The following is a 13,845-nucleotide window of genomic DNA, read 5'->3' on the forward strand; positions in this document are numbered from 1 at the left end:
AAAAAAAGCCTCGATAAGAGGCTTTTTTTTATGACTTAACTCATGCAATTGATTTGATTTTCACAACACTGTTGTTTTTGATTAGTGAACGACAGCGATAGGTTGTAAGTATTTATTGATATATTCATCGCGAATAGCAGGTCGTTCATCAGGACTAGCTTTTTGCATACGTGTCGCGAGTTCTTTACGTTCTAAAGTACTCATTTTTTGCCACGTTTCGCGCATACGCTGCTTTTCACTGTCTGGAAGTTGGGTGAACCAATCCATGCGCTGTTGCAAGCTGACACGTTGATCTGCAGGAATCTCTTTGAGTGCCTGGTACTTTTTAATTAAAGCCTGTTGTTCTGCTTCAGATAGCGAATCCCAAGTTTCATTGACTTGGGTATCTGCATCTTTTGAAAATATCCAAAAGCGATCAAAGCCAGCAAAACTGGTTTGCAAAAAACTAAAAGCACAGAATGCAATTGCTAATTTTTTAGCTGCCATGTGGAACTTTGTCCTCACCCAGAACCATCAACATTTCAAGATCTTCCACCATTTGAGGGGAGAGCTTAGGGGTTGAAATCACCTGATTTTGTGGTTTGTCATCCAGTACAGTCGCATTTGGTAAAATGACAAAACCTGCAATTGCTGCTGCAAGTGCAAAGCCAGACATTTTCCAGAAACCATAACGTGAAGTTTCGCGCTGATGAATATCTTCAAGCACGTTATTCATGACAGTTGCTTTGTCTTTATGGTGCTGTGCGAGTCCATCAAGTTTGGAAGTTACTTGCTTTAAGAAATCATCTTGTTTCATTCGGATGATCCTCCCATATGTGGATTCAAATGTGCCAAAGCGGTACGTAAACCTTGAATGGCACGGTGGTAATGTGTTTTCACACTGCCTTCGGAACAATTCATAATTTCTGCAGTTGTATGCGTATCAAAGCCTTCCCAAGCTCGCAACATAAATGCTTGTTGCTGGCGGACTGGAAGTTCTGCGATAGCATCTTGTATTTCTTCTGCAGTGACAGCCTGATCCAGAAAGTCGAAAGGGTTTGGTGTAGATTCATCTACCACATCCTGTATCTCGACATCGTCGTCATCTAGGCTGACTTTTCTAAATAAGGAAAACGGCTGCGAACGACGTGCTTCTTTTCGACGCCAGTCTTGCAGCTTGTTATTTAAAATGGTGTAAAACAGGGGATACCATTCCTCTGTGGACTTTTCAGCATAAGCTTTATGTAAGGAAATAAAGGCTTCTTGCACCAAGTCCATGGCAATGCCATGTTGACCGTGCGTTGCACTTTCCATCATTACTAAAGCACGCCCCGTCACTTCATTCATGAAGTTTTTCAGGCGAGACTCAGCCGTGCTTTTTAAAACACTGCTGTCTTGCGTCTCGGACTTTTTGGGTGCTAAATCCATAGAGATGGAAAATCCTGTCATTGGATACCCACCATTATTTCCATATTCATATACAAATAACGATGGAAATAATGGTTAGGTTGACAAAAAGAATTATTATTTTTTCTAGTGTAGTCTATTTTTTTCAGGCTTAAGCGCTAAATACAATAAAATAACGATTTTACTGACGCTGACGTACCATTTCAAAAAAACAGATCGAGCCAGCAATGGCTACGTTTAACGATTCTTGACCACCCGGTTGAGGAATCGCAACGGCTTCTGCATGTTGTAATGCATACTCAGAAACACCTTGACCCTCATTGCCTAAAATCCACACACATTGTTTGCGCAAATTTTTGCTATATAGGTTTTCAGACTGATGTGAGCTTGTTGCATACACTGGAATTTTGAATTTCGTCAAAATATCTTCAAGGGCAATATTTTCAAAGGTATTTAATGAAAAATGTGCGCCCATACCTGCGCGTAATACACGCGGTGACCAGAGCGATGCAGAGCCTTTGGTACAAACAACTTGCTCAATACCTGCAGCGGCAGCAGAACGGAGTAGGGTGCCAACATTACCTGGGTCTTGAATGTTGTCTAAAATTAAGGTGTCTTCACTGAAGTTAAGTGCTTCACTTGAACTTGGTAAATCCACAATTGCTAAACAAGCAATAGATGTTCCAAGTGTACTGATATCTTTGTATAAAGATTCACTTAGAATGAACACCGCACCTTGATATTGTTCCGCAATGCGGTCGAAGTCGGCATGATTAATTGCTTGTTCAGTGGTGAAAATCGATTTGATTGGACGTTTTGAGTCTAACCATGACAACACCAAGTGTGTGCCTTCCAAAACAGTTTGACCTTGTTTTTTACGGTAGGCATTTTGTTCGATTAAGCCACGGAGGTGTTTAATTTTAGGGTTGTCTTTTGATTCGAGATAAATCAGAGCCATGAGGGAGATATCCACGAAAGTCAGCAAAAATACTGACTTTCGTTATAAGAAATTAATTATGGTATGACGTAACTAGGTCAACTTCGTTTTTAGAACCAATAATCACAGGAACACGTTGATGAAGTTCTGTTGGTTGGATGTCTAGAATGCGGACACGGCCTGTTGTAGAAGCACCGCCAGCTTGTTCCATCAACATACTCATTGGGTTTGCTTCGTACATTAAACGTAGACGGCCTGCTTTTTTCGGATCTTTGAAGTCGTATGGATACATGAAGATACCGCTACGGCAAAGAATACGATGAATATCACCCACCATGCATGCAACCCAACGCATATTGAAGTCTTTTTCACGCGGGCCAGTTTTACCTGCAAGAAGTTCGTCGATATAACGTTTTACAGGTTCTTCCCAGTGACGCTGGTTCGATGCATTAATTGCATATTCTTTAGTATCTGCTGCAACCGCAATCGCATCTTTAGTTAATAAGAATTCTTTGCTTTCTGGATCAAAAGTAAAAAAGACTACGCCAGCACCGACAGTTAGAGCCATCATTGTTGATGGGCCATACAATACATAACCTGCAGCCGCTTGGTTAACACCCGCTTGCATGAAATCTTCAGCTTGTGTTACGGCATTTTTTGCAGGAAGAATTGAGAAAATTGTGCCAACACACATATTGATATCAATGTTGCTTGAACCATCTAATGGGTCAAATAAGACAAGATAATCGCCATTTTCTTGAGCTGGTGTGAATTCATCTAATTCTTCAGATGCCAAACCACCGACATGTGGATGAACTTTTAATGCATCGATGAGGTAATCATTTGAAATGACATCAAGTTTCTTTTGTTCTTCACCTTGAACGTTTTCGTGTTGCGCGCTACCCAATACACCAGCCAAAGCACCTTTTTGTAAAAGAAGGTCGATGTCTTTGCATGTATTACCAATTGTTTCAATAACTTGTGCTAATGCAGGAGTAAGATTACCACTTTGTTGTTGTAGAAATTGGGAAAGGGTGAGATTTGACATAACCGGAAAACTCCAAATATTAATTTATCAAAAATGATAAAATGTGATTGTGCAACATTTTAGATGAGAACGAAGGAAAAGAAAAATTAAACTAGACTATTTGTCGTGATTTTACCCTTGCAAGTCCTGAATAACATGCTATGTTGAATCTAATGTATAAATCGAAAGACAGGGAGCACAACAATGACCACACAAAAATTTGATGCGACTCCGACTGCAACTGAGGGATTGAATTTAGACGATATTTCTGCGGATACCGTAAAAGCTGCATGGAGCAGTTACGAAGCAAAAGCAGAGTATAAAAAGTTCAATAAACATGACCTCATTGAGTCGATGCAAACAGAAAAAGAAAATGCTGAACATCCAGAAGCAGAAGCGTAATGATTTGGATTGTTAAGCTAATTTTCTAGTTGGTAAAGCTAAGGATCTCGTTTTTAAAGTCGTTCACTTGCATTTTCATTGGATATTTTCTTAAAGTTCTAAAGCCGCTAACTGAATTTATCCTGAGTTAAAGGGCTAAATTGAGTTAAAGCACAGAACGTTGCAACAGAACGATGCAAATGAAACGATATAAATTAAATGATACCGGTTAAATAAAAAAGCACTCATTAATGAGTGCTTTTTTTTAGCTCAGACTTTTTCAAGTCTTATTTAAGTAGCGGAGGAACAGCTTCGTAGTTAATTTCTACGCGGCGGTTTTCTTTCCATGCATTTTCATCATGACCCGCATTGATTGGCATTTCTTTACCATAGCTGACTGCTTCAAGCTGGTTAGGGCTTACACCTGTTGTAATCAGGAAGCTTTCAACAGCTTTGGCACGACGTTCACCAAGTGCCATGTTATATTCACGAGTACCACGTTCATCGGTGTGACCTGTTAAAGCCACGCGTGAGTTTGCATTAGCAACTAGGAACTGAGCGTGAGCTTGAAGGGTTTGTAAGTCTTCATTGCTAAGCTCTGTACTGTCGTAGTCAAAGTGTACAACGCGCTTCGCTAAAAATGCTTTATTCGCTTCAGTTACACCTTTCGATGATGCACCCGCAAGGTTTTGTGCATTGAGTGCTGCATCTTCACTTAAACCTGAAGTGTTTACAGTGGTTGAGCCATTTGGGTTTTGTCCTGCTTGTACATCTGCTGCAGGTTTACGGCTGGCACAACCAGTCATTACTAATGCTGTAGCTAAAACAGGTATTGCAATCAGTTTCATCGCGTTCATATTGATCTCCATGACGGTTATTTATGATGTTTCATTAAAAAGTTATTGTTGAATAAATCATGCAGTGTTTATTTCGGTGCCCAAGCTGGCTCACGAACTTCACCTTGTTCACTTGGTAAGTTCATGCGGAAACGGCCATCTAAAGACATGATCGAGAGCAAACCACGGTTTGCTTCACGGGTTGCATACACCACCATTTGACCATTTGGTGAGAAGCTTGGGGATTCATCTAAACTTGTTGGTGTTAAAATATTGGTTACACCAGAACCAATGTCTTGAACCGCAACTTTATAGTTACTACCGCTAGGACGATGTACCAAAGCTAATTTTTTACCGTCCGCACTTAAAGTACCACGTGCATTGAAAGCGCCACGGAAAGTCAAACGTTTGACACTTTCAGCACTTAAGTTGTAGGTGTAAATTTGTGGAGAGCCACCACGGTCAGAGGTAAAAATAAATGATTTACCGTCAGGGGCATAACGTGCTTCTGTATCAATCGCTGTGTCATTGGTCATGCGTTTTAATTGGCGAGTCTGTAAATCCATTTGATAGATTTCAGGATTGCCATGCATCGATGCGGTAAATAACATTGATTTGCCATCAGGTGAGAAGCTTGGTGCACCATTCAGGCCACGGAAACTTGCTACTTTTTCACGGTTACCACTTGCTAAATCTTGGATGTAAATCGCAGGGCGTTTGGTTTCAAATGAAACATAGGCTAGCTTTTTCGCATCAGGCGTCCATGCAGGGGACAAGATTGGATCACGTGAAGTCAAAATGGTACGGGGTTGTTCACCATCTGTATCTGCAATTTGTAGGGTATAGCGCTGATCTGGTGTTGCTGCATTACGCAATACATAGGCAATACGGCCGCTGAAGTCACCTGGAATGCCAGTTAAAGCTTGATAGATTGCATCACTGATCATATGCGCTGCTTGACGATAACGTGAAGCAGGTACAGTGAGTAGTTCATTTAACAGGTATTGTTTTTTTTCAACATCATACAGTTGGTAGTGAATTTCATAAGAGCCATCAGCCGTTGTTTTTGATGTGCCTGTCACGACATAGGGTACGCCCGCAGCTTTCCATGCTTCTGCATTAGGTGAATTTATTGTTGCAGTTGCAGGTAAGTTTTTAGAGGCACTGGTAAATTTACCTGAGCGGTTCAAGTCATTTTCAACCACTGGATAAATATTTGAGTCATTACTAAAAGGCACGATCGCAATTTTAGGTGCTTCTTCAGGAGCTTTAGTGATTTCGAGGTGAAGCTGCGCATGCGTTTGAGTCACTAAAACTGGGCTCAAAGCAGTGAATACGGCTAAGCAAAGAAGATGTTTACGCGTCATTTCCATCATTCGCTAATTACTCTAAAAATGTGAGTTATTGTCTGTATTTGGTTGTGTCACATAATGGCATGATTTTGGGATATTAAAAGCATGAAAATATGACTGAACTGTTATAACACTGTGAAAAATGCAGAGATTTTATCCGAGTTTCGTCAAGTCTAGCTTAAAAATCATGAACACAACATCACATTTTGGAATGAAAATGATAATTCTTTAGTTATAAGATTCTATTTTTGAATCAAGTGTTTAGAAAATTTTAGTAATACTTGATGTTGCTGAGTCCCACATACACGGCGTTATATAGAACGAAGACAAGAATGGATCAATTAGTCGGGGCTAGAGCTTTATAAAAGCTCAAGTATTGAAACACACAGGTACAATCGATTGAGTATTCATTTTAGGAAAGGGGGGAACTGGGGGGATGGATGTAGAAGCTTAAAAATAAACATCATACCAGCGATGAAACTTGATCTATTGAAGATAAGAAAAAATGGGTATGGGGTGATTCATTACTTAACCACAAAAAAATCCCCGCAAGCAATGCACGGATTTATCAAACTTAATTTGAAGATCTAAATGTAGAGGTAAAACTTTGTGCTTCACGTCTAGCATCTGGGTCGCTAGGCATCGGATATGGTGCAGCAGCACGAACTGCAGCCTCAATACTGGCTTTCATATCAGGATCACTGGAGCTTACGATGACTGCTTGGACAGCACCTGTTTTAGATAAAATCACGCGAGCAATGGCCGTTTTACCGCTAGAGCCAGGTGGTGTATCCCAAGCACGTTTGATTTTATGTTCAAAATCACGTTTAGCTGTTGAAGCGATTTTCTTGGCTTCCGCTTTTTTCTTTGCATCTTCTTCATTTAGAGCATGTGAAATGGGTTTAAGAGGCTTTTTTACGTCCTGTACTGATTTCTCAGGTTGAGTTGTTTTAGCATGATCCATCAGCAAAGCATTAAATTGTTCAGGTGGAATATGGTCAGGCATGGTCGAAGAGGGGATATAAATTGACCGACTTTTAGCAAATGTCTGGGTGCTTATAAATAAGAGTGTCGAAACTAAAAATAATGTTGGGGCTGTACTAGATTAGCACTATGTTAATCGATGAAAATGAAGCTAACTAACTGTAAATTAAATAAGAAAACTCAATTAAAACTACTAGAGTTTTTCGTGCTAGGAGTGACTGCAAGAGCTGCTGCTGATTTATTAAAAATTCATCATAATTCAGCAGCACTTTTCTTTACTAAGATTCGTAAAATTATTTCTTATCATTTAGAAGTTGAAGCCTTTGAAATATTCGATGGTGAGATTGAATTAGATGAAAGCTATTTCGGCGGAACCCGTAAAGGGAAACGAGGACGTGGAGCTGCTGACAAAGTTATCGTATTTGGTCTATTGAAGCGAAATGGTAAAGTTTATACTGTTGTTGTTCCTGATACTAAGTCTGGTACTTTAATGCCTGTAATTTCTAAGAAAATCACACCAGATAGCATTGTTTATACAGATCAATGGGTAGCTACAATGCTTTGGATGTTGCAGGTTTTTGCCACCATAGAGTTAACCATTCAACTCATTTCGCAAATGGGAAAAATCATATCAATGGAATTGAGAATTTTTTGGAATCAAGCGAAAAGAATATTGAGAAAATATAATGGTATTCCTAAAGAATCTTTTCCCTTGTTTCTAAAGGAATGTGAGTTTAGATTTAATTATGGCAGTCCAAGTCAACAGTTAAAAACTTTGCGAGTTTGGACTGGAATTTAAATCTTATCTAGTACAGCCCCAATGATTTTTAATTCTATTCGACGGAGTCTTACATCTAGGGGGTGAATAAAGGGATTAGCCTTCGGCTGGAGGTACTTTTGTTTTGGCAAAAGTACCCAAAACCATTGTCATCCGCAAAACTCATTCACTAGCGTCAAATTATTCAAAGTATCGCAAAAACATTTTTGATTAAAAGTAGTCCTGTCTCAAACACTTGCGGATGACGTTACCGCGTATCATATACTTTTATTTAAATCAAATTACGCTTCTGGTGTTACTGCGTAACATCAGTAAGTAAATAAAAAAATCCCCGCAACGAATGCAGGGATTTAAAAATTAACGTGATGACTTGAAGGTGGACGTAAAACTTTGAGCTTCACGTTTTGCATCTGGGTCACTCGGCATAGGATATGGTGCAGCAGCACGAACTGCAGCCTCAATACTGGCTTTCATATCAGGATCACTAGAGTTCACAATCACTGACCGAACTGAACCACTTTCCGTAAGGGTAACGCGAGCAGTCGCCGTTTTACCCGCAGAGTCTGAAGGTGTATCCCACGCACGCTTAATCCTATTTTCAAAATCACGTTTTGCTGTTGAAGCAATTTTCTTCGCTTCAGCTTTTTTCTGTGCAGCTTCTTCAGCTGCTTTTTTTGCAGATGAAGCTTTGGCTTCTTCGGCTGCACGTTCGCGTGCTTCGGCATCGGCTTTTGCCTTTGCATCAGCCTTAGCTTTGGCATCAGCATCTGCTTTACGTTTTGCAGCTTCCGCATTGACTTTAGCTTTTGCATCAGCATCTGCTTTACGTTTTGCAGCTTCTGCATTGGCCTTAGCTTTGGCATCAGCATCTGCTTTACGTTTTGCAGCTTCTGCATTGGCCTTGGCTTTCGCATCAGCATCTGCTTTACGTTTTGCAGCTTCCGCATTGGCTTTAGCTTTCGCGTCTGCATCTGCTTTACGTTTTGCAGCATCCGCATTGGCCTTGGCTTTTGCATCTGCATTGGCTTTTGCCGTTGCTGCAGCTTTGGCTTTGTCAGCTTCTGCTTTTCTTAAAGCATCGGCACGGATTTTTTCAGCCTTGGCTTTGGCATCAGCATCTGCTTTACGTTTTGCTGCTTCAGCATTGGCTTTCGCCGTAGCATCTGCTTTTGCCTTAGCCGCATCCGCTTTAGCTTCTTGTTGTGCTTTTAGTTTTGCAGCTTCAGCCGCTTTAGCTTGTTCTTGAGCACGCTTTGCATTGTCCGCAGCTTTTTGTTCAGCAAGCTGCTGTGCTTTTGCCGCAGCGAGTGCCTGTTGAGCAGCAACCTGTGGATCTGCCTTAGGTGGTTCTGCTGGTTTAGGTGGTGCAGCCGTTGGAATCTCGGGTGCTGGTTCAACGCTAGGTTCTGCTGTTTGCGTGATTTGTTCAGCTACATTTTCATGCGCGGTTTCATCAAACTCTGTGACTTCACGAGTTACAGGTTTCAAATCTTCCGGTTTTACCAAAACAGTGGTTATTTTTTTAGGGGGCTCAGGTGGTTTACTCATGCCAAGATAAAGTAAGCCAACCACAGCGACGATATGAACACCTAGTGTGAAACCAATCGCAACGGCTTTTTGTTTAAAAGGCGGCTTGTTGAAATCTTTCATAAATTATTTTAATGGCTCAGTCAGTAAACCTACTTGTGTTAAACCTGCATCTTGAAGGGCAGACATGAGTTTCATGACTTCACCATAAGGACGAGATTCACTGCCGTTAATCAGGACACTCATTTGCTTTTTCTGTTCGTTCGCTTCATTTTGTGAAGCAGTTAAAACAGATTTTAGTTCATCAAGTGTGAGTACATCATTCTGATGATTTTTATCTTCGAGTTTGATCGTTCCATCCGCCTCAAGTGTAACAATCGCAGGGCGATCTTCCGCTTGCATAGGCGTGCCATTTGCCTGTGGTAAATCGACTTTGACACCTGTGGTGATCATAGGTGCCGTGACCATGAAAATCACCAAAAGAACTAACATGACATCAATATAAGGTACGACGTTCATGTCACTTTTAAATGGTTTTTTGATGCGCTCAAAGCGTCCAGAACGTTGAATAGCCATTAGTCATTGTCCTGAGTTGAACCTACAGACTGGCGTTGTAATAACGCAACCATTTCTTCGGCAAAAAGCGCACGATCATTATAAACGGCTTCACCTTTGGCTGTGAAATGGTTAAATGCAAGTACAGCAGGAATTGCCGCAAAAAGACCAATGGCCGTTGCAATCAATGCTTCTGCAATACCCGGAGCAACCGTAGCAAGGGTGACTTGGTCAATATCTGCCAAACCAATAAAAGCGTTCATAATGCCCCAAACGGTACCGAATAAACCAACATAGGGTGCAACCGATCCAATACTCGCAAGCGCGCCTAAACCATTTTCTAAATGTCCTTGGTCACGGCTTAAACCCACACGAAGAATACGTTCTGTACCTTCAATGGATTGTTCTGCGCTGGCATTACGCTTTTTAAGTTTGAAAAACTCGCCTAAACCTTGATAGAAAACATCTTCAAGGCCAACACGTTTCGAGTTGAGCTGAGCATTGTTGTATAAAGTGTTGAGTTCGGCGCCAGACCAAAAGATTTTTTGGAAATGTTCATCATCGGCCTGCGCTTTTTTATAACTCATGTGTAACTTGGCAATCAGATACCAACTGAATAACGAAGCTAAGAGCAGCAGGAGCATTACCAGTTGTACGACAGGACTTGCTTGTAAGATGAGGTCTGAAACTTTAAGTGTTGATTCTAGTTGAGTTGCCATAGTTACTACATGTGCCAAATAATTTTTTTAATCTTGTTCCAATTCTTTCAGAATCAGTTCACGTATTTCATCAGGAAGGCGACGGGGTTTCATCTCTGCACTGATACATGCCAATTCTACCTCACCTGATGCCAGCATAATATCACCACGATAAATATTTTGTTGCAACACAAATGACGTAGCCTTACACGAAACTACACTTGCTGTAACAGTAATCAGGTCATCCATTAATATAGGGCGTGAATATTTCACATTAATTTTATGAACGACAAAGTTGTAATCTTTTTGATGCCAATAATGGTCTACACCTGAAGCGCGTAGCCATTCTGTGCGGGTACGCTCCATAAAGCGAATATGATTTGCGTGGTAAACAATGCCACCTGCATCTGTATCTTCAATATATACACGAATGTTGAATTCGAATTTATTCGCCATGAGAGTGTTCCGTCTTTATAAAATCTGAAAAATATTGTTCTGCACTTCAGCATAGAATTAGAGCATTTAAAAATGGCGATAATTCAATGATTCGTCAAGTGCTTCAATGACGGGCAGTTTAGCACCGTGAGTCATCAGTCCAATGGCACAAGGTTTCAACTCACGTAAATCTTTAACTTTCGTAGATGTCATTACTGATTAAAAAAGAGACTGCTTTTAATTTGTTTGTTCATCTAATTTAAATTTTGCATCGACAAAATCTTGTAGATGAGCTGCTAAATATCCCGCAATATGAAAGTGAGTTTCTTCCATTTTCTTTTTCTGTTGCTTTGGGAGTAATGCTTTTAAAGATTCATACATATACGTTAAGCAGCAAAAGCCAAGGCCAATAACTAACATGAGTAAAAGTTTATTAGGTAGATCTATCCAGAAAAACACATAAACGAGTATGACTAAAGCAAAGAATGAGAAGCTGAAATACAATGTATTAATTTTTGCTGGCTTAAAGTTTTCCTTGACCAAAGCTTGTACGTCGTCGTGATAGTACATCCCAATAAAAATGAGGGCAGAAGTATAGTTGAAGCTCAGGTTTTTTATACGATATGTAGAAGGCGATTGTTTAATAGTTAAGATATTATCTTCACTTACTTCTATGGTTTCTTTGCTAAGAATGTTTTCACATTCGACAGTGATAAAATAATTGTATTCGGTGTGGAATAAGCTTTCAAAATCACTCATTTGTTTTGAGCTAAATGAACTGATAGGTTGTTCTCTGGGAATGTGTTCAATGGCACTGTCTAATGGTAGGTTTTGAATGTAGTCGCTATTAATTTTGTTAATTATTCTATTCTCAAGATTTATCATTTTAGTCTATTGTTTGTAGTGGCTTGAATTTATTTTAAAAATTTAAATAAACATGCAGGGAGCATTTAACTCCCTGAAGTCGTTCAGTGAATTATCGTTTACTTATCTTTCGGCTCTGGTGGTGTCATCCCAAACTGTAAATACGCCATATTGGTGGCAATACGTCCACGTGCAGTACGCATGACATAGCCTTGCTGAATGAGGTAAGGCTCGATCACATCTTCTAGCGTCCCTGAGTCTTCTGCCATAGCAGCAGCTAAAGCTTCTACGCCTGCAGGGCCACCATCAAAACGCTCTAGTAGCATTGATAAATAACGGCGGTCTAGCGTATCTAAACCATCTTTATCGACATTCAGCATGTCCAAAGCACGTTGAGCCATCTCTTGGGTTACTTCACCCGTACCTTTAACTTGCGCATAATCACGGACTCGGCGTAATAAACGGTTTGCAATACGAGGTGTCCCACGAGCACGGCGTGCAACTTCCTGTGCGCCTTCGGCAGTCATGGGTACATCCATCAAGTTTGCAGATCGAGTCACAATATGCGTTAAGTCTTTGACAGAATAAAACTCTAAGCGTTGTACGATACCAAAACGGTCACGTAAAGGAGAGGTCAGTAGGCCTGCACGAGTCGTCGCTGCAACAAGAGTGAAGGGTGGTAAATCCAGTTTGATCGAACGGGCAGCAGGGCCTTCACCAATCATGATGTCGAGTTGGTAATCCTCCATCGCTGGATAGAGAATTTCCTCGATGACCGGTGAAAGACGATGGATCTCATCAATAAATAAAACATCACCTTCTTCGAGGTTGGTTAGCATCGCAGCCAAATCGCCTGCACGCTCAAGGACTGGGCCTGATGTCGATTTTAAGTTGCCGCCCATTTCACGCGCAATAATATTGGCTAGTGTGGTTTTTCCTAAACCCGGTGGGCCAAAAATTAAGGTGTGATCGAGTGCTTCTTCACGGCCACGCGCAGCACCGATAAAGATTTCCATTTGTTCACGGACGACAGGTTGCCCGATGTAGTCATCAAGGGAAGTTGGGCGAATGGCGCGGTCGAAGTGGTCTTCGGGTTTTTCTGAACCACTGATAAGACGGTCTTGCATAATTATTTAACTAATCTCTATATCGTTGTGGAAGAATCACAGCCTCAAAAAGCGATTGAACTTTAAATGCCATTGTATAGGCGATTCTCACTTTTGACTGGGCAAAAGTGACAAAACCCATTTGTTAAACTGATGCTACGTCCTTGTAGCACAGTTTAACGGCGACATCCTTGTCGCCTGCGTGATTCACATACTGTCTATAACCCTAAAAGGCAAAGGATGCAGTGCTCATTAGAAACTAAAAATTATTTATTCATCGACTTTAATGCAGCACGGATAATGTCGCTGGCTTCAGTAAAATCACCTTTGGCAGCATTCACTAATTTTTGTGCTTCTAGTGGTTTGTAGCCCAGTGATTGCAATGCCGCTTCAGCTTCAGCAACGGCAGAGTTGCCCGTAAATTGAATTTGTTCAACAGTTGAATTCGTTGGTGCCGTACCTGAAGCCATGGCTTTAAAGCGATCACGTAACTCAATCATGAGGCGTTCAGCGGTTTTTTTACCTACACCCGGAACTTTGACTAAAGTGTTTACATCTTCATGTTCAACTGTATGAATCAGCATTTCAACACTTAACGTTGAAAGAATGCCAAGCGCCATTTTTGGCCCAACACCATTTACTTTAAGTAAAGTGCGGAAAATTAATTTTTCTTGTGGGTTACTAAAACCATAAAGCAGTTGTGCATCTTCACGTACGGCAAGGTGTGTCCACAGGGTAATTTTTTGACCTTTTTGTAGTTGGCAAAATGTAGAAAGTGGGGTGTCAATTTCATAGCCCACACCATTTACATTGAGTAATACTGTTGGTGCTTCCAATGCCAGCACTTCGCCAATTAAACATCCGATCATGTCATTTATTCACTTTATTTAAGTTCAGACTATATTTAAGTTCACTGTGGGTATTTCCCACATGTCCAATTTGTTGTGAGATTAGCGTGAAGGATAGTGAATTGCTAGCC

The 13,845-nt window shown here is 40.7% G+C and carries 17 protein-coding genes and 1 pseudogene; 2 read left to right on the plus strand and 16 right to left on the minus strand.

All coding sequences use genetic code 11. The features are described from left to right. Positions 1–81: 81 nt before the first annotated feature. The 5 genes from FTU05_RS03860 to FTU05_RS03880 all read right to left on the minus strand — a co-directional run bounded on the left by FTU05_RS03860 (position 82) and on the right by FTU05_RS03880 (position 3,371). Complete coding sequence (locus FTU05_RS03860; RefSeq protein ID WP_078190378.1) at positions 82–486, minus strand: DUF3106 domain-containing protein; 405 nt, start codon at positions 484–486, stop codon at positions 82–84. Beyond that, positions 476–796 (minus strand): hypothetical protein, encoded by a 321-nt coding sequence (locus FTU05_RS03865; RefSeq protein ID WP_078190377.1) that lies wholly within the window; start codon positions 794–796, stop codon positions 476–478. Before FTU05_RS03865 ends, FTU05_RS03860 begins: the two co-directional genes overlap by 11 nt. After that, on the minus strand, positions 793–1,407 hold the full coding sequence (locus FTU05_RS03870; RefSeq protein WP_111883945.1) for an RNA polymerase sigma factor: 615 nt from the start codon (positions 1,405–1,407) through the stop codon (positions 793–795). The genes FTU05_RS03865 and FTU05_RS03870 overlap by 4 nt, the downstream gene beginning before the upstream one ends. A gap of 160 nt (positions 1,408–1,567) precedes the next feature. Next, positions 1,568–2,344, minus strand: a complete 777-nt coding sequence (locus FTU05_RS03875; protein ID WP_078192042.1) for an RNA methyltransferase — start codon at positions 2,342–2,344, stop codon at positions 1,568–1,570. A 52-nt stretch (positions 2,345–2,396) separates the two neighbouring features. After that, on the minus strand, positions 2,397–3,371 hold the full coding sequence (locus tag FTU05_RS03880) for a class 1 fructose-bisphosphatase (protein ID WP_078192041.1): 975 nt from the start codon (positions 3,369–3,371) through the stop codon (positions 2,397–2,399). A gap of 183 nt (positions 3,372–3,554) precedes the next feature. On the opposite strand from FTU05_RS03880, the gene FTU05_RS03885 reads away from it, so the two are divergent. Then, positions 3,555–3,752, plus strand: coding sequence for an NF038105 family protein (locus FTU05_RS03885; RefSeq protein WP_078190373.1), 198 nt, complete (start codon positions 3,555–3,557; stop codon positions 3,750–3,752). Positions 3,753–4,018: 266 nt separating this feature from the next. Here the strand turns inward: FTU05_RS03885 and pal are convergent, their stop codons facing one another. The 3 genes and pseudogenes from pal to FTU05_RS03900 form a co-directional block, all read right to left on the minus strand. Further along, positions 4,019–4,588, minus strand: coding sequence for a peptidoglycan-associated lipoprotein Pal (pal, locus tag FTU05_RS03890; protein WP_180164253.1), 570 nt, complete (start codon positions 4,586–4,588; stop codon positions 4,019–4,021). 68 nt (positions 4,589–4,656) lie between these two features. Next, entirely contained in the window at positions 4,657–5,940 is a 1,284-nt protein-coding gene (gene tolB / locus FTU05_RS03895) for a Tol-Pal system beta propeller repeat protein TolB (RefSeq protein ID WP_171319182.1), read from the minus strand. Between the two features lie 553 nt (positions 5,941–6,493). Further along, a pseudogene (locus FTU05_RS03900) lies at positions 6,494–6,799 on the minus strand (cell envelope integrity protein TolA); the annotation flags it as partial. Positions 6,800–7,042: 243 nt separating this feature from the next. Between FTU05_RS03900 and FTU05_RS03905 the strand changes: the two are divergent. Beyond that, the gene (locus FTU05_RS03905) at positions 7,043–7,702 is read left to right on the plus strand and encodes an IS1595 family transposase (protein WP_180164255.1); all 660 of its coding nucleotides are present in this window, start codon (positions 7,043–7,045) and stop codon (positions 7,700–7,702) included. A gap of 336 nt (positions 7,703–8,038) precedes the next feature. Here the strand turns inward: FTU05_RS03905 and tolA are convergent, their stop codons facing one another. The 8 genes from tolA to ruvA form a co-directional block, all read right to left on the minus strand. Beyond that, a complete protein-coding gene (tolA, locus tag FTU05_RS03910; protein WP_180164257.1) occupies positions 8,039–9,331 on the minus strand; it encodes a cell envelope integrity protein TolA in 1,293 nt (430 codons plus the stop codon). A 3-nt stretch (positions 9,332–9,334) separates the two neighbouring features. Next, positions 9,335–9,784 carry a protein TolR gene (gene tolR / locus FTU05_RS03915; RefSeq protein ID WP_180007609.1) on the minus strand — a complete coding sequence of 150 codons (450 nt, stop codon included), beginning with the start codon at positions 9,782–9,784 and terminating at the stop codon, positions 9,335–9,337. Continuing rightward, the gene (gene tolQ / locus FTU05_RS03920) at positions 9,784–10,482 is read right to left on the minus strand and encodes a protein TolQ (protein WP_180007610.1); all 699 of its coding nucleotides are present in this window, start codon (positions 10,480–10,482) and stop codon (positions 9,784–9,786) included. The genes tolR and tolQ overlap by 1 nt, the downstream gene beginning before the upstream one ends. Before the next feature lie 27 nt (positions 10,483–10,509). After that, on the minus strand, positions 10,510–10,917 hold the full coding sequence (gene ybgC, locus FTU05_RS03925; protein ID WP_078190367.1) for a tol-pal system-associated acyl-CoA thioesterase: 408 nt from the start codon (positions 10,915–10,917) through the stop codon (positions 10,510–10,512). 66 nt (positions 10,918–10,983) lie between these two features. After that, a complete protein-coding gene (locus tag FTU05_RS17850; protein ID WP_257220673.1) occupies positions 10,984–11,109 on the minus strand; it encodes a hypothetical protein in 126 nt (41 codons plus the stop codon). 24 nt (positions 11,110–11,133) lie between these two features. Further along, entirely contained in the window at positions 11,134–11,781 is a 648-nt protein-coding gene (locus FTU05_RS03930; protein ID WP_180164260.1) for a hypothetical protein, read from the minus strand. A 98-nt stretch (positions 11,782–11,879) separates the two neighbouring features. Next, complete coding sequence (gene ruvB / locus FTU05_RS03935) at positions 11,880–12,887, minus strand: Holliday junction branch migration DNA helicase RuvB (RefSeq protein ID WP_168378058.1); 1,008 nt, start codon at positions 12,885–12,887, stop codon at positions 11,880–11,882. A gap of 245 nt (positions 12,888–13,132) precedes the next feature. After that, positions 13,133–13,735, minus strand: a complete 603-nt coding sequence (gene ruvA, locus FTU05_RS03940) for a Holliday junction branch migration protein RuvA (protein ID WP_180164262.1) — start codon at positions 13,733–13,735, stop codon at positions 13,133–13,135. Positions 13,736–13,845 lie beyond the last annotated feature (110 nt).

The sequence above is a fragment of the Acinetobacter sp. YH12049 genome, from assembly GCF_013419875.1.
Classification (GTDB): domain Bacteria; phylum Pseudomonadota; class Gammaproteobacteria; order Pseudomonadales; family Moraxellaceae; genus Acinetobacter; species Acinetobacter amyesii.